The 21,321-nt window shown below is 41.0% G+C and carries 20 protein-coding genes; 12 read left to right on the top strand and 8 right to left on the bottom strand.

Annotation, left to right across the window (positions count from 1 at the left end; genetic code table 11):
• The first annotated feature begins 115 nt into the window (after positions 1–115).
• Positions 116–1,288, top strand: coding sequence for a DNA cytosine methyltransferase (locus tag H5187_RS08070; protein ID WP_220493253.1), 1,173 nt, complete (start codon positions 116–118; stop codon positions 1,286–1,288).
• Between the two features lie 57 nt (positions 1,289–1,345).
• Here the strand turns inward: H5187_RS08070 and H5187_RS08065 are convergent, their stop codons facing one another.
• A complete protein-coding gene (locus H5187_RS08065; protein WP_182797704.1) occupies positions 1,346–2,284 on the bottom strand; it encodes a NotI family restriction endonuclease in 939 nt (312 codons plus the stop codon).
• An 804-nt stretch (positions 2,285–3,088) separates the two neighbouring features.
• On the opposite strand from H5187_RS08065, the gene H5187_RS08060 reads away from it, so the two are divergent.
• Positions 3,089–3,451, top strand: a complete 363-nt coding sequence (locus H5187_RS08060; RefSeq protein WP_182719623.1) for a hypothetical protein — start codon at positions 3,089–3,091, stop codon at positions 3,449–3,451.
• Positions 3,452–3,551: 100 nt separating this feature from the next.
• Here the strand turns inward: H5187_RS08060 and H5187_RS24370 are convergent, their stop codons facing one another.
• The 7 genes from H5187_RS24370 to H5187_RS08030 all read right to left on the bottom strand — a co-directional run bounded on the left by H5187_RS24370 (position 3,552) and on the right by H5187_RS08030 (position 9,686).
• Positions 3,552–3,884, bottom strand: coding sequence for a hypothetical protein (locus H5187_RS24370; protein ID WP_220493252.1), 333 nt, complete (start codon positions 3,882–3,884; stop codon positions 3,552–3,554).
• Between the two features lie 71 nt (positions 3,885–3,955).
• Positions 3,956–4,426, bottom strand: coding sequence for a hypothetical protein (locus H5187_RS24365; RefSeq protein WP_220493251.1), 471 nt, complete (start codon positions 4,424–4,426; stop codon positions 3,956–3,958).
• 173 nt (positions 4,427–4,599) lie between these two features.
• Positions 4,600–5,268, bottom strand: a complete 669-nt coding sequence (locus H5187_RS08050; RefSeq protein WP_182718045.1) for a YoaK family protein — start codon at positions 5,266–5,268, stop codon at positions 4,600–4,602.
• A gap of 114 nt (positions 5,269–5,382) precedes the next feature.
• Positions 5,383–8,481, bottom strand: a complete 3,099-nt coding sequence (locus H5187_RS08045; protein ID WP_182794611.1) for an EAL domain-containing protein — start codon at positions 8,479–8,481, stop codon at positions 5,383–5,385.
• Between the two features lie 147 nt (positions 8,482–8,628).
• Complete coding sequence (locus tag H5187_RS08040) at positions 8,629–8,886, bottom strand: hypothetical protein (RefSeq protein ID WP_182718046.1); 258 nt, start codon at positions 8,884–8,886, stop codon at positions 8,629–8,631.
• Entirely contained in the window at positions 8,886–9,335 is a 450-nt protein-coding gene (locus H5187_RS08035; RefSeq protein ID WP_145236851.1) for a hypothetical protein, read from the bottom strand. The genes H5187_RS08040 and H5187_RS08035 overlap by 1 nt, the downstream gene beginning before the upstream one ends.
• 6 nt (positions 9,336–9,341) lie before the next feature.
• Entirely contained in the window at positions 9,342–9,686 is a 345-nt protein-coding gene (locus H5187_RS08030) for a DUF883 domain-containing protein (protein WP_182718047.1), read from the bottom strand.
• A 505-nt stretch (positions 9,687–10,191) separates the two neighbouring features.
• Here H5187_RS08030 and mraZ point away from each other — a divergent pair.
• Genes mraZ through murG form a run of 10 tightly spaced genes read left to right on the top strand, consistent with a single transcriptional unit; the run spans position 10,192 to position 21,318 of the window.
• Complete coding sequence (gene mraZ / locus H5187_RS08025) at positions 10,192–10,650, top strand: division/cell wall cluster transcriptional repressor MraZ (protein ID WP_145236856.1); 459 nt, start codon at positions 10,192–10,194, stop codon at positions 10,648–10,650.
• A 29-nt stretch (positions 10,651–10,679) separates the two neighbouring features.
• Complete coding sequence (rsmH, locus tag H5187_RS08020) at positions 10,680–11,618, top strand: 16S rRNA (cytosine(1402)-N(4))-methyltransferase RsmH (protein ID WP_182797703.1); 939 nt, start codon at positions 10,680–10,682, stop codon at positions 11,616–11,618.
• Complete coding sequence (gene ftsL, locus H5187_RS08015; RefSeq protein ID WP_145236863.1) at positions 11,615–11,941, top strand: cell division protein FtsL; 327 nt, start codon at positions 11,615–11,617, stop codon at positions 11,939–11,941. Before rsmH ends, ftsL begins: the two co-directional genes overlap by 4 nt.
• A complete protein-coding gene (locus tag H5187_RS08010) occupies positions 11,938–13,755 on the top strand; it encodes a penicillin-binding transpeptidase domain-containing protein (protein WP_149980613.1) in 1,818 nt (605 codons plus the stop codon). The genes ftsL and H5187_RS08010 overlap by 4 nt, the downstream gene beginning before the upstream one ends.
• Positions 13,748–15,253, top strand: a complete 1,506-nt coding sequence (gene murE / locus H5187_RS08005) for a UDP-N-acetylmuramoyl-L-alanyl-D-glutamate--2,6-diaminopimelate ligase (protein ID WP_182718105.1) — start codon at positions 13,748–13,750, stop codon at positions 15,251–15,253. Before H5187_RS08010 ends, murE begins: the two co-directional genes overlap by 8 nt.
• A complete protein-coding gene (murF, locus tag H5187_RS08000) occupies positions 15,250–16,638 on the top strand; it encodes a UDP-N-acetylmuramoyl-tripeptide--D-alanyl-D-alanine ligase (protein ID WP_182718048.1) in 1,389 nt (462 codons plus the stop codon). The genes murE and murF overlap by 4 nt, the downstream gene beginning before the upstream one ends.
• A complete protein-coding gene (gene mraY / locus H5187_RS07995) occupies positions 16,632–17,714 on the top strand; it encodes a phospho-N-acetylmuramoyl-pentapeptide-transferase (protein ID WP_145236872.1) in 1,083 nt (360 codons plus the stop codon). The genes murF and mraY overlap by 7 nt, the downstream gene beginning before the upstream one ends.
• Entirely contained in the window at positions 17,715–19,040 is a 1,326-nt protein-coding gene (gene murD, locus H5187_RS07990; RefSeq protein ID WP_182794612.1) for a UDP-N-acetylmuramoyl-L-alanine--D-glutamate ligase, read from the top strand. It abuts the gene before it with no gap.
• Entirely contained in the window at positions 19,037–20,212 is a 1,176-nt protein-coding gene (gene ftsW / locus H5187_RS07985; protein WP_145236878.1) for a cell division protein FtsW, read from the top strand. Before murD ends, ftsW begins: the two co-directional genes overlap by 4 nt.
• On the top strand, positions 20,209–21,318 hold the full coding sequence (gene murG / locus H5187_RS07980) for an undecaprenyldiphospho-muramoylpentapeptide beta-N-acetylglucosaminyltransferase (protein ID WP_145236881.1): 1,110 nt from the start codon (positions 20,209–20,211) through the stop codon (positions 21,316–21,318). Before ftsW ends, murG begins: the two co-directional genes overlap by 4 nt.
• The last annotated feature ends 3 nt before the right edge of the window (positions 21,319–21,321 follow it).

The raw sequence follows: 21,321 nt of genomic DNA, 5'->3' as shown, positions 1-21,321 counted from the left end.
TAAATTTCACTCTGTGGCCGCATTTTTTTGCGGCCACAATTTCTTGTCGTTTAATTTTTTTATTCTATTTCAGTGTTTTATGTTTTATTTTTGGTAGGGGTTATCATTTTTTCTTATGAATGTTAAACTTATAGTCAAAGTAGTAAGTGTTGATTTTATCGTGAATGTAGCAGAAGCAACTAAGGTTCTTATCTCTAAAGGCTTGGTTAAAGACATAAATGGCACAAGACGTTTCATCAGAAAAGGTGAGCTCTTAGCCACAAAAGAGTGCAACCATAATGGTTATGAAATTTCACAAAGCTCATTAGATGCATTTTTATGGGTCAAGGAGTCATCTGATGCAGACATGGTTAAGCATGTTTTGAGTAGTACTATAATTACTTCTAAAAAAAGAAGCCCATACCAAGTAGCTTCATTCTTTGCTGGTATCGGTGGCTTTGACTTAGGCTGTGAACGAGCAGGAATGAAAGTGGTATTTCAGTGTGAAGTTAATACCTTTTGTCAGCGAGTTTTAAAAAAACACTGGCCAAACATACCATTACATGCAGATATAAAAACATTAAAAGCCTCTTCTATACCAGATGCTAATATTTGGTGTGGCGGCTTTCCTTGCCAAGATGTATCACTTGCTAATCAAGGCAAACGCAAAGGTTTAAAGGGAGAACGAAGTGGATTGTTCTACACATACGCAGAGCTTGTTAGAAGACGACGGCCTGACTGGCTTATCATCGAGAATGTTCCCGGATTACTCAATAGTCACGAAGGAGCTGATTTCGGAATCCTTCTCAAGACGTTGGATGAATTCGGGTATGGTATTTCATGGAGAGTATTTGATGCTAAATACTTTGGAACACCACAGAGACGACGAAGAGTGTATATTGTCGCAAGTTATGGAGACATGCGCTCCGCTCGAGTCCTTTTTGACGATAGAGCAAATTCAGTCACTGATAAATCGGGCAGAGGAAAGAGGACAAAGTTTGGATCCCAATTTAGAGAAGGCTTATCGAGATCAGATGTCTACTCTATACAGCATGCAAGTATCGGAAGAAAGCATACAGCAGGGCCACAAGCAAAAGGCTATCGAAATGACGGAGAAACATACACACTTGACTCAAGGGGAAGCGCCGATGCTATATGTGCGCCGTATGCTCCCTATAGAGTACGAGAGGCTTCAGGGCTTCCCCGAAAATTGGACTCTAATAGACTGAGGGCTGTAGGTAACGCGGTTGCAGTACCAATTGTAGAGTGGATTGCTAAAAGAATTATCGAAGTCGATTCAAAGCTTTAACTATAAAAGATGTGCGGACATTACATTGCCGCACAAGCAATTAATAGTGCTTGAAAGTTAGATGTTTACTTTTTCACCATCCAAGGATAAGAATTCCCCCAGAAAAATTGCTGGCTCTGGGCCCCCTTGATCCGTTAAAGTTCTAACGAAAGTAGAATAGTTGGTAAATAAAATTCTTTTATCGTCAACTTCTAAAGGAATGGGTCCAAAGGTTGGTGCCTCTGTTTTATTTTCTCTAATGCCGAGTAAACATAATGTCCAGTTATGCTCTCTCAAGTCTCGTAAATTAGCTCTTGAAATTCGGCGATATAGATAATCATAAATCAGTTCTCCGATAGCAAAAACAATTTTTCCACCGGTTTGGTTTACAATATTTCCTTTAACTAAAAACTGCTCTTGTTGCCTTCTCCAAGCGTTCGTTTCAATAGAATTTGGTTTAGCTATTTCTTGTCTTAAAAACTCATTAGTTGGGGCTTCTAGCTCGGCCCATGAAGCAACATAATCAGATATTTTTTTAGTTTCACTGGTTTCACCTCCTCCCTGCATCTCAAGGAGTATTTCATCAATTTTAGCTGCTGGAGCAAGGTTCCGCATGATGTAATCAGCTTTATAGTTGCCCCCGGTCTCTTCAATGGGTACGGGGGCTTCCCTGTTAACAACTATATGTTCCTTTTCAAATTCACCACGATAAACTGTTTTTGCAATTTCCCACAAAATTGAGGATTGATGTTCAGTTAAACCTGCTGGAACTCGCTTTTTAGGGTTTGTGGTATCTTGCTTTGTTTTTGGAGTTGCACATAAGCGATGTTCACAGACAATCCAAATTGTTCCTGTTTTTTTTCTAACACTGCAAATAGGTTGTAAACCTTTTGTCACTTTGGAGCAGTTCCCATCCATAAATGGGCAAGGTATTTGTGACCTTAACTGAACTGGATTGATGTTTTTATCGTCTATATCAGTACGTTGTCCTAAGTACTCCGCTACAGATACCGCCATGAATAATCCTTGAGTAATTCTAAATATAGAGGATAACAATACCTAAATATTAAAGATTGTCCAACGTTGTCTAAAATGTATGACTGAAAAGCCTGAATAATAAGATTTAACAATATGAAAAGTCATAATATAAAATATTTTTTAGGTTGTAACTTGTGCCACCGAGTGTGACACTCTTAGCTATACATTATCTAAGTTGTTGTTTTTTGTTTAGGTGTAATAGTTCGCTTGTCAGCTTATACGGCTGACTCACTCATTCAATAAAAAAGCCCGCAGTTAACGCTGCGGGCTTTTTTGTGTCTGTGTTTCGGGGCTACGGGCGTCGAGTTTCGAGCAGCGCGTTGATATATAGAAATCAGGAATCAGATGTCAGAAATTAGATATCAGAAATGTGATCTGCCCTGATAAAGTCTTAGTTTCTTTGATCGTGTAAACATAGCATCGGCTGAGAGTATTACTAATTGGTTCGGTCGTTTGGTTGTAGAGCTTGATATTCCTAATGTGAATAAGTTGGATGAATTGCGTAGCTATCACCGCTTTAGACATCTGTTTATTAGTAACATCCGTAATAACCACGCGTTTGCTCTTTCCCTAATTCAGCAAATAGTAGGCCATGAATTATCAAAAGGTGGGATAACTGATAAATACACATTGTAGCGCTAGTTTGGAAGGTTAAAAGAGGTGGTTAATGCTTTTAGGTTTTAATTATGTCTAGTTTTAAGTTAAAAATAATTTAGGGTTATATTCTATACTGATAGTTGTAACTATTATATTTAGATTTTAAGTAAAACAGAGGGTGAGTAAATGTATAAAATAGAACTTCAAAATTTTCACATCAAAGAAAATAAAGGATGGGACGCAATTGAATCATTGGCAGAGTTAACTAAACTCGGTTACCCGTCTAATCGTTTGGGGAAGTATGTTCGTGGTTCTAACGAAATTCAAGTTACGATAGGTTCAACAAAAGTAGGCCAATCATTGGGTTTAAACGAAAAAATTGAAAAACTGATATTGAGTGAATTCCCCTTTACAGATCTATCATCAACTAAAACTACAAATGGATCTATAGATAAACCTGAGTATCCGACATTTTTGTTAGAGCATAAACCTCATAAGTTGAATGCTTTTATGATAAAGCTAGAAAAGCTATTAATTGATGCAATTTAAGTAATGAGTTTATTTTTTAGTACGAAAGATGCTTAGCTCAAACTTTGACTGAAAGTCACAATGAATATGCAGCTATCAGAACAAGCCTGAGCTAGTACAACTAACTAATTAGTAGTGGCCAACCGCTTTGAGGGTATTTCACTGTTACTCTTCTAAAAGACATATATTTCGTGAAACCCGTGCTTATAATGGCTTTCCCTTGAGGTGAAAAGCCTACGTGCCCTACAATTATTACATCTGAGCCATCTAACTCGGATACCTCTTTCAACTTAAAGTTAACCAATACCTGTTCTTTAAGCTTGGAATTTAAAGCAATACTGGGCTCTAAAAGGTTATCGCCGTAATTAAGCCATAGAGTACCTTTTTTATCTATATTTAAGTTGTTTATCTTCCCCCAAAAAATATAGTCCTTACCAATGTGCTCTCTAGACACATCTTCTATTCTAACTAAATTACTTCTTAAATCTCCCTCAACAACTACACGTCCCGAGTTAGCGACAATAGTTATTGTTGATTTTCATCACCATAATCACTATTTCTACATAAGTTAGTTAATAATTGACGTAAAGATTTACTTAAAGGGAAACCATCAGAGTTACCAATAATTTTTCTTTTAGATTTTCCTTTCCAATCAGATTCTTCATCACCATGTTTATTATTGTCATTTGAAACATAAATAGATTGAGAGGTTACTTTATCTAAATCAACACGTATGCCTGAGTTTTGATTTTTTTCATCTTCATCATTGTCAGGATCATCAGAGACAAACTCAACAGTAGAAGCGTTACAACCTTCTTTGTGCTTTGCACCAAAACAAGCCATACGACTTATCTTTTGAGTTTCATAGCCTTTTGTAAACCAAGCTTTTTCGCCACAATCTATACAGTAAATTAAACCTCTATATTTATCTGGATTTTCTTCGTAGTCGATTGTAGAACAAATTGAATCGTCTTCATTAAATTTACAGTGCAGCATTCATCATCCTTGATACCCATCTCTACTTGTTGAAATAGAGAACAATATTTATTGTTGTAGATCAATTTACATTTTAAGGTACTACGAGTAAATAATCAGTTTAGTTGTTTAAGCTACTTCCTATCTAGTAGTGTTAATACATATTAACTTTGGTTGATTTTTTTGCGTATGACTTACGTCTTTTTACTATTAATCGCTTTAAACACTGAGTAGCTAACGGCTAATACTAGGCAGATGGTGGCGGGGATAAAGAGTGCATTAAATTTATAAAACTGGAATGCATAAGCACCTAATGTGCCACCGCAAATGAATCCTGAGATGATCAGTAAAAACAACAGTGCTTTGCGTTTATCAAAGGGTTCGCCTCTTAATTTAGCGCCAAGCATTAGCCCTAGATCAGTAAAAATACCGGTAACATGGGTGGTGCGAATAACTGCGCCGCTGTAAGTGGTGGCTAACGCGTTTTGTAAGCCGCAGGCTGCGGATGCTAAATAGTGCCCGTTTACAGAGTCATTCGATAAAAAATACACTGAGCTTGCTAACAGCATGGCTTCAAATAACAGCAAGCTGCTGTAGTTATGGCCGAGTTTTAATGCACCACTTTGCAAAAAAGCGCCGGAGATCGCCGCACCAGCCAAAAAACTCAGTAGGATAAGAGCTAGGTGTAATACATCAGTAACGGGGGAGGTAACAAGGCTTGTGCCAAGGAGTGTTGCAGTGCCTGATAGATGGGAAATTGATTGATGTTTGAACCCTAGTAACCCTATCGAATTAACAAGCCCAGCAACAAGCGCAAGTAAAAACGATCCATATTCTACCCAACGAGGTAATTTTGAAATCACGGCTAACAGTTAATTTAATAAAATCTGTTTGGTAACGTATCAGTTCGTTATTTATTAAACAATAGCTAGCTAAATTTTCAGTGCATAGCATAGTGTGTGCTGGATCAGCAATATTTAGGTAGCTGTTGTGGATTGGTTGCTTACCAGTGCTAAAAATTCCTGCTCGGGTAATGGCTTTGCAAACAAATAGCCTTGGCCATAATCACACCCTATACCAAGTAATAATTGCTGCTGCTGTGGTGTTTCAATGCCTTCGGCAATCACTTTTAAACCAAATTGATGTGCCATAGTGATAATTGCTTTGCATAACGCGAGATCTTGATTGTCGGCTTGAATGTTATCAACAAAACATTTATCAATTTTTAAATAATCTGCGTCCATTTGTTGCAAGTAGGCAAGCGATGAATAACCGGTGCCAAAGTCATCTAAAGCGAGTTCCATACCCGATTTTACCAGCGCTTTCAGGCGTTGTTGGGTGAGTTGCTCTGGTGCGATCATTAACCCTTCGGTGATCTCGCTAACAATTGCACTCGGTGGTAAATTGGCGGCTTCTAGCAAGGCTGGCCACTGATCAATACCGCTATCAAGGCAACTAAATTGCACTGGCGAGACATTAATACTAAGTTGAAAGTTGGCATCAACCTGGGCTCGTAAAACTGTTAGCGTTTGTAATGCGCGAGTAAATACAAATTGTCCTAATGGGTTGATATATCTAGACTCTTCGGCTAAAGGTATAAATTCAGCGGGACTAATTACGCCGCGTGTCGGGTGGCGCCAGCGCAATAGTGCTTCTGCTTTATGAATGTGCCCAGAATCTAGGTTAACGATTGCTTGGTAATAAAGATCAAATTGTTTTTGTTCAATGCCATAGCGCATATTTTTGAGTAAATCCATACGCGCTTGTGCTTGCTCGCGTAAGTTGTGATTGAAAAACTCAAAACAGTTACGACCACTTTGTTTAGCTTTATACATGGCTTGGTCTGCGGCTTTTAATAACAGCTCTGAGCTATCGCCATCGATTGGTGCAATAGCGATGCCGATGCTGGTTGCTATGTGTAGTTCTTCGCCTTCGAGTATAAATGCTTTTGTCATGGCATTGAGGATATCGTTGGCTACTTTTTTAATGTGTTCTTCAGTGACTAGCTTGGCATGCACAATGACAAATTCGTCGCCACCAATACGTGCAATAAACTCAATATCAACAATTTCTTGTTGCAAACGAATTGCGATCAACTTAAGTAATTCGTCACCATAAAAATGGCCTAAGGTGTCATTTATGTCTTTGAAATGATCAAGATCAAGTAGCATGATCACCAGTGGCTCATTAGGATTTAAGGCGTTGTTGAGGCGCTGATTTAAGCGCTCTTTAAGCTCAATTCGATTAGGTAGATTGGTTAAATGATCAAAGTGAGTTTGATGCCATATCAGATCTTCGGCTGCTTTCTTAGCGGTAATATCGGTAAAAATCGCGACTCTGCGCTGCGCTTCAGAATGCTCATTGTATACAGTATCGATAGTAAGCCACTCTGTGAATAACTCGCCATCTTTACGACGGTTAATTATTTCACCTTGCCAACGGCCAGTCTCTTGTAATTGCAGCCACATTTCTTGATAAAACGCTTTGCTGTGCTTGCCTGAAGCTAAGATAGCGGTGGTATTGCCCAGGATTTCATTTTTACTGTATTGGGTTACTTCACAAAAAGCCGGGTTAACATCTAAGATAATGCCGTTTGGATCGGTAATGGCCATTCCTTCACTGCTATTTGAGTAGACCAATGAGGCCAGATGAGACGCTTTTTCAGCGTTTTTTCGCTGGCTGATATCTTGCAATACAATAGTGTACTCGTTGCTATTATGCTTGGCACTGATCCGCGCTTCAAATACTTGCTCGACTTCGCTGTTATTGATTGTTAATTCAAATTGGCTAGTTTTATTTTTGCAGGGCAAATGCTGAAGTAACTGTTTACTTTTTTCTTCACCAAGTAGCTCGCGAAGGTGTAACTTTGAACGTGTATACACAGGTAAATTTAACTGTGAAATTTGCCCACCTAAGTTCAGTACATCACCGTGAACATTGATCCGAATGTAGGTATCAGGCAAAGCGTTTAATAAACTACTCAATTCGTCATGTTGGCGTTTGACACTCGCTTCTGCCGTCAGACGTGTTTGCGCCATCGCTTTAAAATGTTGATAGAGAGTATTCAGCTCTGGGCTATTTAAAGAAAACTGTTTTGGTAATAACCCTTGCGCAAGCTCTTTAATCGTCAGAGTGAGTTGTGCTATGGGCGTTAATACGTTGCGCTTTAATTGGCTATGAGCAAATATAGACAGGCCAATAATCATCAATGTAAATGCAGCTAATGTGATAAAAAATAGTTGGTTGGCAGCTTGAATTGCGTTATTAAATGGCATGACAACATAGACATTTAGGCTATTTTTAGTTTCATCGGTATACATGGTTTTACTGTGTAAAATGTGATTAATACCTTGCAATTCAATTGTGCTATTGAGCATAGGTAGTTCAGAGCTAAATCCATAGGCGTTAATATTTTCGCCAAACAGCGATGGATCGTTAGGGTAATTTGCAATAATGCGACCGTTGTTGTCGGTTATAACAGCAATGGCATCTTCGGGTAAGTGAGAGTTGGCAAGTATCTGGCTCCACCAATCTAATGTGACAACCGTTACTACTGCCCCATATACTTGTTGCTGCTGATCAATAAGTGGATAAGCAAAATTGAAACTGAGGGAATTGATACTGCGATCTTTTTGAAAATAGCCAATGGCAAAGCTTTTAGTTGCCACAGCATTTTTAAAGTATTCACGATCGGCAATATTAATATTTTCTTTGCGTCCTTGCGATAAACACACCGCGTCGCCTTGCATGTTGACGATACCAATATTTGCAATTTCAGGTTGAAGTTTTTGTATTTTAGCTAAGTAATAAGGGCAGCCGGTTTGTAGTGGCGCGGCAAAATCTTTTAAGTCAGCAAGTTGAGTGGTAAATGTCTTAATTTTTTTGAGTAGCTCAGTCTGCTGCTCAACAAGCTGTTCGGCAACCGTTAATGCCTGCAGCCGACTTTCTTGGCGTGCGGTTTCTTTGGCATGCCAAAGGCTAAATAAGATCACCAAAATGCCGGGTAAACTCAGTAATATAAATAACCGATAAAGTCGATGTTGTAACGATGAGGAAAAAATAACAATACTCTTCATACTGGGCTTTTGGTACAAAATTGTAGCCAATTAAGTTGAAAATAACCATATATAATATAAGGTTAATTGCGGTTTATCTAATAAAGACCAAAGTAATAGCTCTGAAGAGTAAGATTGTGCTGAGCAAAGCTCAGTATCTATGAGGATTTATAGCAAACGTAACAACCAGCTAAATTGACTTAGCTTTATTTTATTGGCTGAATTTTGGCTATGACCATTTAGCGCTTGATAGCCTGCACCTGCCGTAAAGGCACTGGCAATACCGACATTCGATACTGCAAAGCGTTTAAGTCGGTAGTTGAAAGCTTGATGATGTTGCTGTTTTAACGCATTGATGCTATTCATTTTTTGACTTAAGTGACGAACTTTATGATTTGGTTTCTTAATAAAATAATCAATTAGCATTATTCACCCCTATTTATATTGAGTAATTGTTTAATGCTGTGCGCAGTTTTATCAAAGCCAATTTTGCTGCTGATATAACCAATATTTTTCCACAGCCACATTAAACAAAGCAATTGTAAGCCAATTAGACATACAGCACTGAGCCATATTGATTGACTAAAGGCAAAAACCGCAAAGCCAAGTGTGATCAGCAAACCGGCCCACAACAATACTAAACCACCGGCAAAACTTACCAGCAAAATAATAGTCAATGCCAAAGAGCGAGTTGATAGTCGCCACTCGGCACTCGCTAATTCTTTGCAAATACCAGCCTGTTGGCGATAGTCTTGATAAAGTTGCTCACCATATTGAGATAATTTAGCAAGATGATCTTGCCACTGATCAGCACTTTGCGGTGCAGGATCAGCGGCTTGATGCTGTTTATCTTTAGGATCGGTATGTGGTTGCATAATTGCTTACTTGCTACGGCGAAATAGTGCTGTCACTAGCATACCAGCAGCAAACGCAAGACCAGCTGTAGCAAGCGGGTTTTCAGAGGCTAATTGACGAGTTTTACCACTGTATTCAGACAGTTTTTCACGCGCAATTTTTTGCTTTTCAGTGAGTGTTTCAGCTGAACTTGAAGCACCATGACGAATACTTTGTTCTGCTGTTGCAGCCTTTGAAGACAGCGAATCAACAGCAAGATGAGCCGCTGAGGTTGCTTTGTCTGTTAATGGTGATTCAGTGTGAGCAGCAATATCATCAACTTTTTTACTGGTTTTTGCAGCTGAATTTGAACTTGATGTTGAAGTAGTCATAGTAATCGTTCCTTAAATATAAAACTAGATTGTGTAATACTTGTTGCAGCCTTCGTACCACTTCTACGATCTTATTTAAATTCTTAAAAATCAATGGTTTGTTTTTTATCTTGTGAATCGCTTTGTTTGAAATAACAGCGTTTAAAGTAACTATTGCAAAAAGATCGCGTAAATTTTACAAGATCTATTAAGCAGCAATTCGCTACTAATATTTTGTAACTGTTCATTGATTATTCATTAATCATTTAAGTCTATTTATTTTGTTTTATCTCAGAATAAAATATTTTTTTTGATGTTATCCACTTTTTCCCACGTAATTCAGTAGCTTCGCGCTAGGCCTTATTTTTTCTGGCTTTAACACACCATTATAGGTTTCTGCTGACTTGACAAAATAGCTTGTCAAGCCCTAAACTGGAGCACTGTGGTAAAAAGTGGTATTTAGTGGATCAAATTGGATCAAATTAATCAAAACAGATTAATTACAAACTTTTAAAGTAGGCTTTTTATGTTCCGTGGTGCGAGTTCACTGAGTTTGGATGACAAAGGACGATTTGCGGTACCGACTAAGTACCGAGACTCGCTGTTGTCTGAAGATCAGGGGACGGTGATCTGTACTGTCGCACTGAACGAGCCTTGCTTGTGGTTGTATCCACTGGCGCAATGGCAGGATATAGAAGATCGCTTAGCTAAAATTTCCAATATGAATCCACGCGCTCGACGCATGCAACGGATGTTGTTAGGTAATGCAACAGAATACCAATTAGATAAAAATGGCCGAATATTGCTGGCACCGTCGTTACGGTCTCATGCTGATTTAGGCAAAAAAATCATGTTGGTCGGTTTGATGAATAAATTTGAGATCTGGGATGAAGAACGTTGGCATGAACAAATGCGCCAAGATACCGAAATTGAACGACTCGGTGAGTTTGAATCAACCCCAGACTTAGATAATTTTTCGCTCTGATCACACAATAAAAAGGCAAACAATAGCTAATGACAGCGCAATTTGAACATATTTCCGTACTAATGGACGAAACCATCGAAGGTCTAGCAATTAAGCCAGACGGTATTTATATGGATGGTACATTTGGCCGTGGCGGACATTCTGGACAAATCTTGGCGCGCCTTGGTGAACATGGCCGATTACAGGCCATTGATCAAGATCCACAAGCGATCAAGTCTGCCGAAAAGTTTGCCGACGATAGCCGTTTTGCCATTGCCCATACTCGCTTTTCTAACCTATACGAAGTAGCAGAGCAAAACGATCTATTAGGAAAAGTAGATGGTATTTTATTAGATATCGGTGTGTCATCACCACAACTAGACGATGCTGAACGTGGTTTTAGTTTTATGAAAGATGGCCCGCTTGATATGCGTATGGATCCTACTAGCGGCCGCAGTGCTGCGCAGTGGTTAGCCGAAGCTGAGCTGGAAGACATTGTTCATGTGATCAAAACTTATGGTGAAGAAAAGTTTGGTCGTCGTATTGCACATAAAGTACTTGAAGTGCGCGCTCATACGCCGATTACAACAACTAAGCAACTTGCTGATTTAGTTGACGAAGCAGTGCCAGTAAAGGATAAGTTCAAACACCCTGCGACGCGTACTTTCCAAGCTATTCGTATTTATATCAACAGCGAATTGGAAGAGATTCAAACGGCATTACAAGCTGCGTTGGGTGTATTAAAGCCCGGTGGCCGATTAGTGGTGATTTCGTTTCATTCACTAGAAGACCGTATTGTTAAACAGTTTATTAAAAAACAGAGTAAGGGAGCGGCGTTACCCAGAGGTCTGCCTTTAACTGATGCACAAATAAATCAAAATCTGACGTTAAAAGCAGTGGGTAAAGCTATTAAGCCAAGCGAAGCTGAAGTTGACCGTAACCCACGTTCACGCAGTTCAGTACTTAGGGTGGCACAGAGATTGGGATGAAGCCAAAAGCGAATCATCGACAACCCAATTTATTTTTAGAAATAATCAAAGGCCTAGGAGCAAACAAGTTAACCTCGGCCTTACTGGTTGTGATATTCGCATCTAGTTTGAGTGTGGTGCAGGTCACTCACTTTGCTCGCCAAGAGCTGATTGAACAAGATCAGCTGTTACAACAGCGAGATGAACTCGATTTAGAATGGCGTTATCTATTAGTTGAAGAAGAGTTTTATTCGCAACATGCGCGCATTGAAGAAATTGCTATTGAGCAACTGCAAATGAAACGGTCCACAAGCCAAGACGAACAGGTGATAGTACTGCCATGAGAAGTAGAGGAAAAAAACCAGTAAATAGTTTGATCACATGGCGTTTTATGCTGGTGTGCTCTGTGGTGCTGCTGGTTTTTGTGACTTTAGTATCTCGTGCTGCTTATTTGCAAGTTATCGAGCCTGATAAAGCCCGTTCAGAAAGTAATAAACGTACCGTGCGCGTGGAAAAGTTGCATGTGCAACGCGGGATGATTTTTGACCGTAATGGCAAAGAACTTGCTGTTAGTGTGCCCGTTGTAAGTGTATATGCGGATCCTAAAGCATTACATAAATCACTGCGTGCTAAAGTGCTCAAGCAAGCGCGCAAAAATGGCGAAGATGAGAATGCCCTTGCAGAAAATACCGCGCTACTTGAACAACGTATTGCGCTGTACTACAAAAATGATTTACGTTGGCGTGAGCTTGCCGATGTACTGCGTATTGAACCGAAAAAAATTAATGGTCGCTTGCGGGATGATGCCAGTCGCCGCTTTGTTTATCTAAAACGCCAAGTAACCCCTGCCGTTGCCAATTATATTGGCGATTTACGTCTGCCTGGTATTCATTTATTAGATGAATCAAAACGCTATTACCCTGCCGGAGAAGTCACCGCACATGTGCTTGGTTTTACCAATATTGATGGTAAAGGTATCGAAGGCATAGAGAAGCTTTACGAAAACGCATTAACTGGCGTTGAAGGTCGTCGCACAATTCGTAAAGATGCACAGGGGCGTGAAGTTGAAGTGCTTGATGAACGTGAACGGATTGAACCCGAAAACATCCAGCTTAGTATTGATCAGCGTATTCAAGCGATAGCCTATAAAGCGGTTAAATCAGCCGTGCTGACCTACAAAGCAACGTCTGGCTCTGCGATGGTGGTCGATGTGAGAACTGGTGAAGTGTTAGCGATGGTTAACAGCCCGTCTTTTAATCCAAATAATTTAAATGATGCAGCGCCGCATAAACGCCGTAACCGAGCGATCACGGATTTGTTCGAACCAGGTTCAACCGTTAAGCCTCTAGCCATATTAGCTGGGTTAGACTACGGCTCAATCCAACCGGATGATAAAATTGATACTTACCCAGGCTGGATGCGCATCGGTGGTACGTTAGTTACAGACTCGCGTAACCATGGTGAAATGACCTTACGTGAGATTTTAAAGTACTCCAGTAACATGGGTGTGACAAAAATAACGCAAGATGTACCGAAGGATTACTTTGTTGGCTTGTTCCAAAAAGTTGGCTTTGGTTCTGATACAGGCACCGGCATGGTTGGTGAAAGTAGTGGCTTGTTTTATCCGAATCGACGTTGGTCTGACCATGAAATTGCAGCACTTTCTTTTGGTTATAACGTTGCTGTAAGCACCGCACAAATGGCGCGTTTTTATGCCATGTTAGGTGCCGGCGGGATCAATAGACCGTTGACCATCCTCAAGCAAGATTCAATCCCTGAAGGCGAGCGTATTTTTCAACAAAAAGATGTTGAAGCGGTTGTGCATATGATGGAAAGCGTTTTTGAAGAAGGTGGAACAGCGAGCCGCATAAAAGTTGATGGTTATCGTGCTGCGGGTAAAACGGGTACCTCTAAAAAAGCCGCTGCAGGTGGTTATGGTGATGAGTATGTTGGTTACTTTACTGGTATAGCACCTGCGAGTAATCCACGTTTAGCTGTTGTTGTAATGATCAATGAGCCCGGTGGAGATGTTTATTATGGCGGTGCAACTGCAGGACCAGTGTTTGCAGAAATAATCTCCAATGCGTTAAGAATTTTAAACGTGGCACCAGACAAAGGCTCGGTTGCCTACGTGAAGGGCATAGATGATGATGCGTGATTTAAAAATAATTTTACAACAAATAGAAGTAGCAGCAACAAGCTTACTAGTAAAGCACTTGCGTTTGGATAGTCGAGATGTCACCCCTGGGGATGTCTTTGTAGCAATTAAAGGTCATCAATTAGATGGCGGACAATTTATTGATAAAGCGATTGCAAATGGTGCAGTTGCAGTAATTGCTGATCGTTTATGTGAGTTTGAATGTGATTTTGAACCGCTTTATTTAATTTCCGATTTGAATAAGAAATTGCCCGCATTAGCGAGTCATTTTTATCAGCAACCAAGTAAACAATTAGATGTGGTGGGTGTTACTGGCACCAATGGTAAATCAACCACCACTGCGATGATTGCTCATTTAGCTAAGTTTTGCGACACCCAATCAGCGATTATCGGTACGCTTGGGTATGGGCAACCAGAAAGTTTAACTGAGTTAATTAATACCACACCGTCTTGTGTTGATTTACAAAGAATATTAGCGCAACTTGCCACTGACAATAACAAACTGGTGGCGATGGAAGTGTCATCACATGGTTTGGTACAGCAGCGTGTTGCGAAAACGCACTTTAAAGCTGCTGTGTTTACCAATTTATCGCGTGATCATTTAGATTACCACGGTGATATGGCCAGTTATGCCGATGCAAAGTTAATGCTAATGCGAGATTTTGACGCGCAGCTGGTGGTACTAAATCAAGATGATAACCAAGTAGAGCAATGGTTAGAACAATACGATTTTAATAACTTAGTGTGTTATGGCCATAAAAACTTGCAGCCAAAAGGTGCTAAGTTTGTATACTTCACTGATGTTTCTTACCATAAAACCGGTATATCGGCACAGTTGACGACAAGTTGGGGTGATATTGCTATTACCTGTCCGCTGTTTGGCGAATTTAATTTATATAATTTAGCGGCTGCAATCGCAACTTTACTTGGTTTAGGTTACCCATTAGATCAACTGGCAGCGGGTTGTGCAAGCTTGCAACCAGTTGCTGGACGCATGCAAGCATTTAGCGCGCCAAACCAACCAACCTGTATTGTTGATTATGCTCACACGCCAGATGCGTTAGCTTTAGCATTGCAAGCATTGCAACAACATGTGCCCGGTGGCGTAAGTTGTGTATTTGGTTGCGGTGGAGACCGTGATAAAGGCAAGCGACCAATGATGGCCCAAGCGGCTGAGCAAAATGCTGATAAAGTAATTATTACCAGTGATAACCCGCGTAGCGAAGATCCATGGCAGATCATTAAAGATGTTGCTGCTGGTTTAAGCCAGCCTGACCGTGCGCACTTAGAAGCTGACCGTGCTCATGCTATTGCCTTTGCAATAGATAACGCAAATGCCAATGACGTAGTGCTTATTGCAGGTAAAGGCCATGAAGATTATCAAATAATTGGTACGCAACGGATAGATTTTTGCGATCGTAAATTTGTCCAGCAGCACTTACAACAAAAGCAAAAGCTAGACCCACAAGAACAACAAATAAGAGGATCGCAGTTATGATCCCAATGGATTTTGATTGGCTAGCAAATGTGCTAGCAACTGATTATCAAGGTGATAATCAAACAGTAAAAAATATTAATACAGATACTCGCACCGTATGCGAAGGAGAAGTATTTTTAGCGCTACAAGGCCCTAATTTTGATGGCCATCAGTTTTTACAACAAGCGAAAGACAAAGGCGCAATAGCCGCTATTGTTAGTCAAAAAGTTGCCGTTGATATTCCACAGTTTTTAGTTACGGATACGCGTATTGCGCTAGGCGAAATTGGTGCTGCGGTAATGGCCAGTGTGGCACCAAAAACTATCGCAATTACAGGCAGTGTCGGTAAAACCACAGTAAAAGAAATGTGCGCAGCTATTTTAGCTCCTCACGGTGAAGTACTGTCGACTAAAGGTAATTTTAATAATGACATTGGCGTGCCATTAACCTTGTTACGCCTAGAACCGCAGCACAAATATGCGGTGATTGAGCTTGGCGCTAACCATATTGGTGAAATTGCCTATACCACGGCGATGACTAAGCCAGATGTTGCCGTTGTTTGTAATGTGGCAGCTGCGCATATTGAGGGTTTTGGCTCTCTTGCGGGTGTGGCAACGGCTAAAAGTGAAATTTACGATGGTTTGAAAGAGCATGGCATTGCGCTAGTTAACTGTGACAGCGAATTTAGTGATGGTTGGCTTACTAAGTTACAAGGGCGCAATGTAAAACGTTTTTCAAGCACTGAAAAACTAGATATTTGGGCAGAAGAAGTCAGCCTCGATGAGCAAGCTCAGGCGTCTTTTTATATTTGTACCAAGCAGCATCGAGTACCCGTTAAGCTTGCATTGCCAGGTCGTCACAATGTTACAAACGCCCTTATAGCAGCTGCATTAACCTGTGAATTTGGCGTTAGTCTTGAGGCTGTGGCAACGGCACTCGCAACCATGGCTGAAGTAAAAGGCCGAGTAAACATTATTCAAGTCAATGAAACACTAACCGTGATTGATGACACTTATAATGCCAATGTGCAATCGGTTAAGGCTGCAATTGATTTATTACGCGACCTCCAAGGTCAGCGTATTTTAGCGTTAGGTGATATGGGAGAACTTGGTGAAGAAGCCGCGCTTTATCACCAACAAGTTGGCGCCTATGCCAAACAACAAGGTATTGATGAGTTGTATAGCTTAGGTGTACTGAGTCAATACGCCAGTGATGAATTTGCTAAACCACAGCGGCATTTTTCAAGCCGCGAGGAACTGTTGCAACAATTACAAGCACAGTTAACTGACTCAGCACAAAAAACCACCATAGTCGTGAAGGGATCGCGCAGTTCTCGCATGGAATTATTAGTACAAGATTTAGTTAACAGCCAGCAAACTGGCCGCAATGGAGTATCTCAATGTTAGTTTGGCTGGCCGAGTATTTAACACAATATTACAGTGCATTTAATGTGTTCTCGTATTTAACCGTTCGCGCTGTATTTGGTATTTTAACGGCACTATTAATTTCTTTATATTTTGGCCCTAAGTTGATCCGAGCATTGCAAAGAATGCAAATTGGTCAAGTGGTTCGTAACGATGGCCCGGAGTCGCATTTATCGAAAAAAGGCACCCCAACCATGGGAGGCTTGTTAATTTTAGCGTCTATTTTTACCAGTACTTTGCTGTGGGCTGATTTAGCGAATAAATATGTATGGGCTACCTTGTTTGTGATCGGCTCATTGGGAATTGTGGGCTTTGTTGATGATTACCGTAAAGTGATCCGCAAAGATCCAAAAGGGTTGATTGCGAAATGGAAGTATTTTTGGCAGTCAGTGATTGCCTTAGTGGTTGCCTGCGCATTATTTTTTACTGCTAATCATGCCAACGAAACATCATTAGTAGTGCCGTTTTTTAAAGATGTATTACCGCAGCTAGGTTTGTTTTACATAGTTATGACTTACTTTGTCGTGGTGGGGACGTCAAATGCTGTGAATCTGACCGATGGCTTGGATGGTTTGGCCATTGTACCGACTATTTTAGTGGCAGCAGCACTGGCTATTATTGCTTACTTAACAGGTAACGTGAATTTCTCTGCTTACTTGCATATTCCACATTTACCATTGGCCAGTGAGTTGGTTGTAGTATGTACCGCCATTGTTGGTGCCGGATTAGGCTTTTTATGGTTTAACACTTACCCAGCACAAGTATTTATGGGTGATGTTGGTTCATTAGCGCTTGGTGGAGCATTGGGTATTATTGCTGTATTAGTTCGCCAAGAGTTAATTTTAATCATTATGGGCGGTGTATTTGTGATGGAAGCACTGTCGGTTATCTTGCAAGTTGGCTCTTATAAATTACGTGGCCAACGGATTTTTAGAATGGCACCAATCCACCATCATTACGAGTTAAAAGGCTGGCCTGAGCCACGAGTTATCGTGCGTTTTTGGATAATTTCTATCGTGCTAGTGTTAGCTGGCCTAGTAACATTAAAGATCAGGTAAATGACGTATTTAAACGAGATGAAAAACAAACATATTACAGTGCTCGGACTCGGTGTAACCGGTCTGGGCATTGTGCGTTTTTTATTATCTCAAGGTTTAACGCCTAATGTAGTTGATAGTCGCCAATCACCGCCCGGTTGTGATTGGTTGCAACAACATGCGCCAAATTTAACGACGCAGTTTGGTGATTTAGCAACTGCACAGCTTGAAAGCGCCGATATGATCATCATCAGCCCTGGTTTAAGTTTAACACTTCCAGCAGTTGCACAAGCAATGCAAGCGGGTGTTGAAGTGATTGGTGATATTGAGTTATTTGCCCGTTTAACAGACAAGCCGGTGGTGGCTGTAACAGGCTCTAACGGTAAATCGACTGTCGTTACGTTGGCTTATGAAGTATTGAAAATGGCTGGTTATAAGGTCGGACTTGGCGGAAATATTGGTACTGCCGCACTGGATTTATTAGCTGATGATTTTGATGTTTACGTATTAGAGCTATCGAGTTTTCAGCTCGATACGATGCACAGCTTAAAGCCGGTTAGCGCTACGGTACTTAATGTGTCGGAAGATCATTTAGATCGTTACCCGAGCTACCAAGCCTATATTGATTCAAAACAAACGATTTATGCTAATGCCGCGCTGGCTGTAGTAAATAAGACTGACCCAGCAACGTATACACAAACAATGCCGCAATTAAGCTTTGGCTTAGAAAATGCGAATTATTGTTTAATGACGTATCAAGGTGACAGTTACTTTAGTTATCAAGGCAAAGCTCTATTGCCTGTTAGTAGCTTGGCCGTAGTTGGTCGTCATAATCAGCTAAATGCGTTAGCGGTTATGGCATTATTGAGCCCATTTGATATCAGTGCTAGTCAGTTTGCACAAGCTTTTAGCCAATTTACTGGCTTGGCGCATCGTTGTCAGTTTGTTGCCGAGCAAGCGGGGGTTAAATATTTTAATGACTCTAAAGCTACGAATGTCGGGGCCACCATTGCGGCGATAGAAAGTTTAGCCGATCAGGCCAAGCAACTAGTGGTGATTGCCGGAGGCGATGCCAAAGGCGCTGATCTCGATAGCTTAAAGCCGTATTTACAACAGCAAGTTAAAGCGCTTATTTGTTTTGGTAAAGATGGCAAAGCACTGGTTGCGTTGACTGACAAAGGCCACTTAACAGAAAATATGCAGCAAGCGGTGATGCTTGCCAAGCAACTTGCCACTGCGGGCGATATTGTGTTGCTTGCACCTGCATGTGCCAGTATCGATATGTATAACAATTATATGCAACGTGGCGATCACTTTAGCCAATGTGTTTTAGCGGAGGCAGTATGATCGCATTTGCTGATATCCGCGACTCTTTAACTCCTAAGCCATCGGCGCAGTTATACGATGTGCCACTGTTATATTGTGTGATCATGCTAATTGGCTTGGGGTTTGTGATGGTGACGAGTGCGTCGATGCCGACCGCTGATCGCTTATTTAACAATCCCTATCATATTATTATTCGCCACAGCATGTTTTTGGCGATGGGCTTTGTGCTGTTTTGGATCACCTGCTGTGTACCAATGACCTGGTGGAAACGCTCGAATCCTTACTTATTACTGTTTGGCATGGCGCTACTGATAGTGGTGTTAATCGTTGGACGTGAAGTGAATGGCGCAAAACGTTGGATCCCAGTAGGTCCAGTGGGCTTTCAGGTTGCTGAAGCGGCTAAATTATTCTTTTTCAGTTATATCGCCGGTTACTTAGTGCGTAAACGCGAGGAAGTTCAAGAAAACATCAAAGGCTTTGCTAAGCCAATCGCAGTGTTTGCAGTTTACGCATTGTTGATTTTATTACAGCCCGATTTAGGCACTGTGGTGGTGATGTTTGTAACTACCGTAGGCTTATTGTTCTTAGCTGGGGCTAAGTTATGGCAGTTTTTTGCCTTGATATTAACAGGCGTAGGCTTAGTCGTATTGCTCATTATTGTTGAGCCATATCGGATGGCGCGGGTGGTCGGTTTTCTAGAGCCATGGGATGACCCATTTGGTAAAGGCTACCAGTTAGTACAATCGCTGATGGCATATAGCCAAGGTGGTTGGTTTGGCCAAGGTTTAGGTAATAGTGTGCAAAAATTGCAATATTTACCTGAAGCCCATAATGACTTTATTTTTGCGGTGATTGGCGAAGAGTTAGGTTTTATCGGTATCGTCAGTATTTTAATGGTGTTTGGTACTTTGGTGTTTAGAGCACTGTTAATTGGTCAGCAAGCACTTAAATGTGGCAAAGAATATGAAGGTTACTTTGCATTCGCAATAGGTATTTGGTTTGCATTTCAAACCATGGTTAATGTGGGGGCGAGTGCCGGTATTTTGCCAACCAAAGGTTTAACCTTGCCGTTTGTATCTTATGGTGGCTCAAGTTTACTTATCATGACTATTGCGGCAGGTATTTTATTACGCGTGGATTTTGAAACCAAAATGGCCACTAAACAAGCAACATCCGGTGGAGGCAAGCGATGAATAAAAAATTAGTCGTTGTTGCTGGTGGTACTGGCGGGCATATTTTTCCCGGCATAGCTGTGGCTGATCACTTAAGGCAACAAGGTTGGCAAGTGAGTTGGATTGGCACTGCTGATCGAATGGAAGCGCAGGTTGTACCAAAGCATAATATTGAGATTGATTTTATTAATGTTAAAGGTGTACGTGGCAATGGCCTTGCACGTTTAGTAAAAGCCCCTTTTATGGTGATTAATGCCATATTACAAGCACGCAAAGTATTGAAAAAACAACAACCTGATGTTGTGTTAGCAATGGGCGGCTATGTTACTGGGCCGACTGGCATTGCCGCAAAAAGCTTAGGTATACCACTGGTGATCCATGAGCAAAATGCGGTTGCCGGTATGAGTAATAAGTACCTAGCCAAGTTTGCCAATAAAGTGTTGGCTGCATTTCCGCAAGCATTTGCCTCTGGATACAGTGACGTGGTTGGTAATCCGGTACGAGCCAGCGTAGCAAATGTGGCAATGCGGGAAGTATCAAGTCCGGTTAACGTGTTGGTCGTTGGTGGCTCGTTAGGTGCGCAGGTGCTAAACCAAACTTTGCCAGCAGCATTTAAACAGCTCAGTGAAGAGTTTCAGATCAATACATGGCATCAAACAGGTAAAGGTCATTTAGGCTCAGTAACACAGGCATATCAGCAGCAAGGTTTTAGTGCTGAACAAGCTAAGGTAGCTGAGTTTATTGATGATATGGATACCGCTTATGGCTGGGCAGATATTGTAATTTGCCGCGCGGGGGCGTTAACCGTCAGTGAGATTGCTGCTGCAGGAAAAATGGCCGTGTTTGTGCCGTTTCCGCATGCGGTTGACGATCATCAAACTGCGAATGCAAAATTTTTAGTTGATGGCAATGCGGCATTATTAATGCCACAGGGGCAGTTCAATCAACACAGTATTGTTGAACTATTACGCCCGTATTTAGCCAAACCAGCATTAATCAGTGAACTTGCAAGCAATGCTAAGCAATTGGCGACACTAGAAGCTACTGCCAATGTCGCATGGCATTGTATGGATGCCGCAGGTGTCCCCTTGTCAGCGCTGCAAGTAACAGAAAAAAGAGATAATTAAGTG

This window comes from Pseudoalteromonas sp. SG44-1 (assembly GCF_014164315.1).
Taxonomy (GTDB): Bacteria; Pseudomonadota; Gammaproteobacteria; order Enterobacterales; family Alteromonadaceae; genus Pseudoalteromonas; species Pseudoalteromonas rhizosphaerae.
Note: the sequence above shows the minus strand (reverse complement) of the source record. Positions and strands in the feature narration are given on the sequence as shown.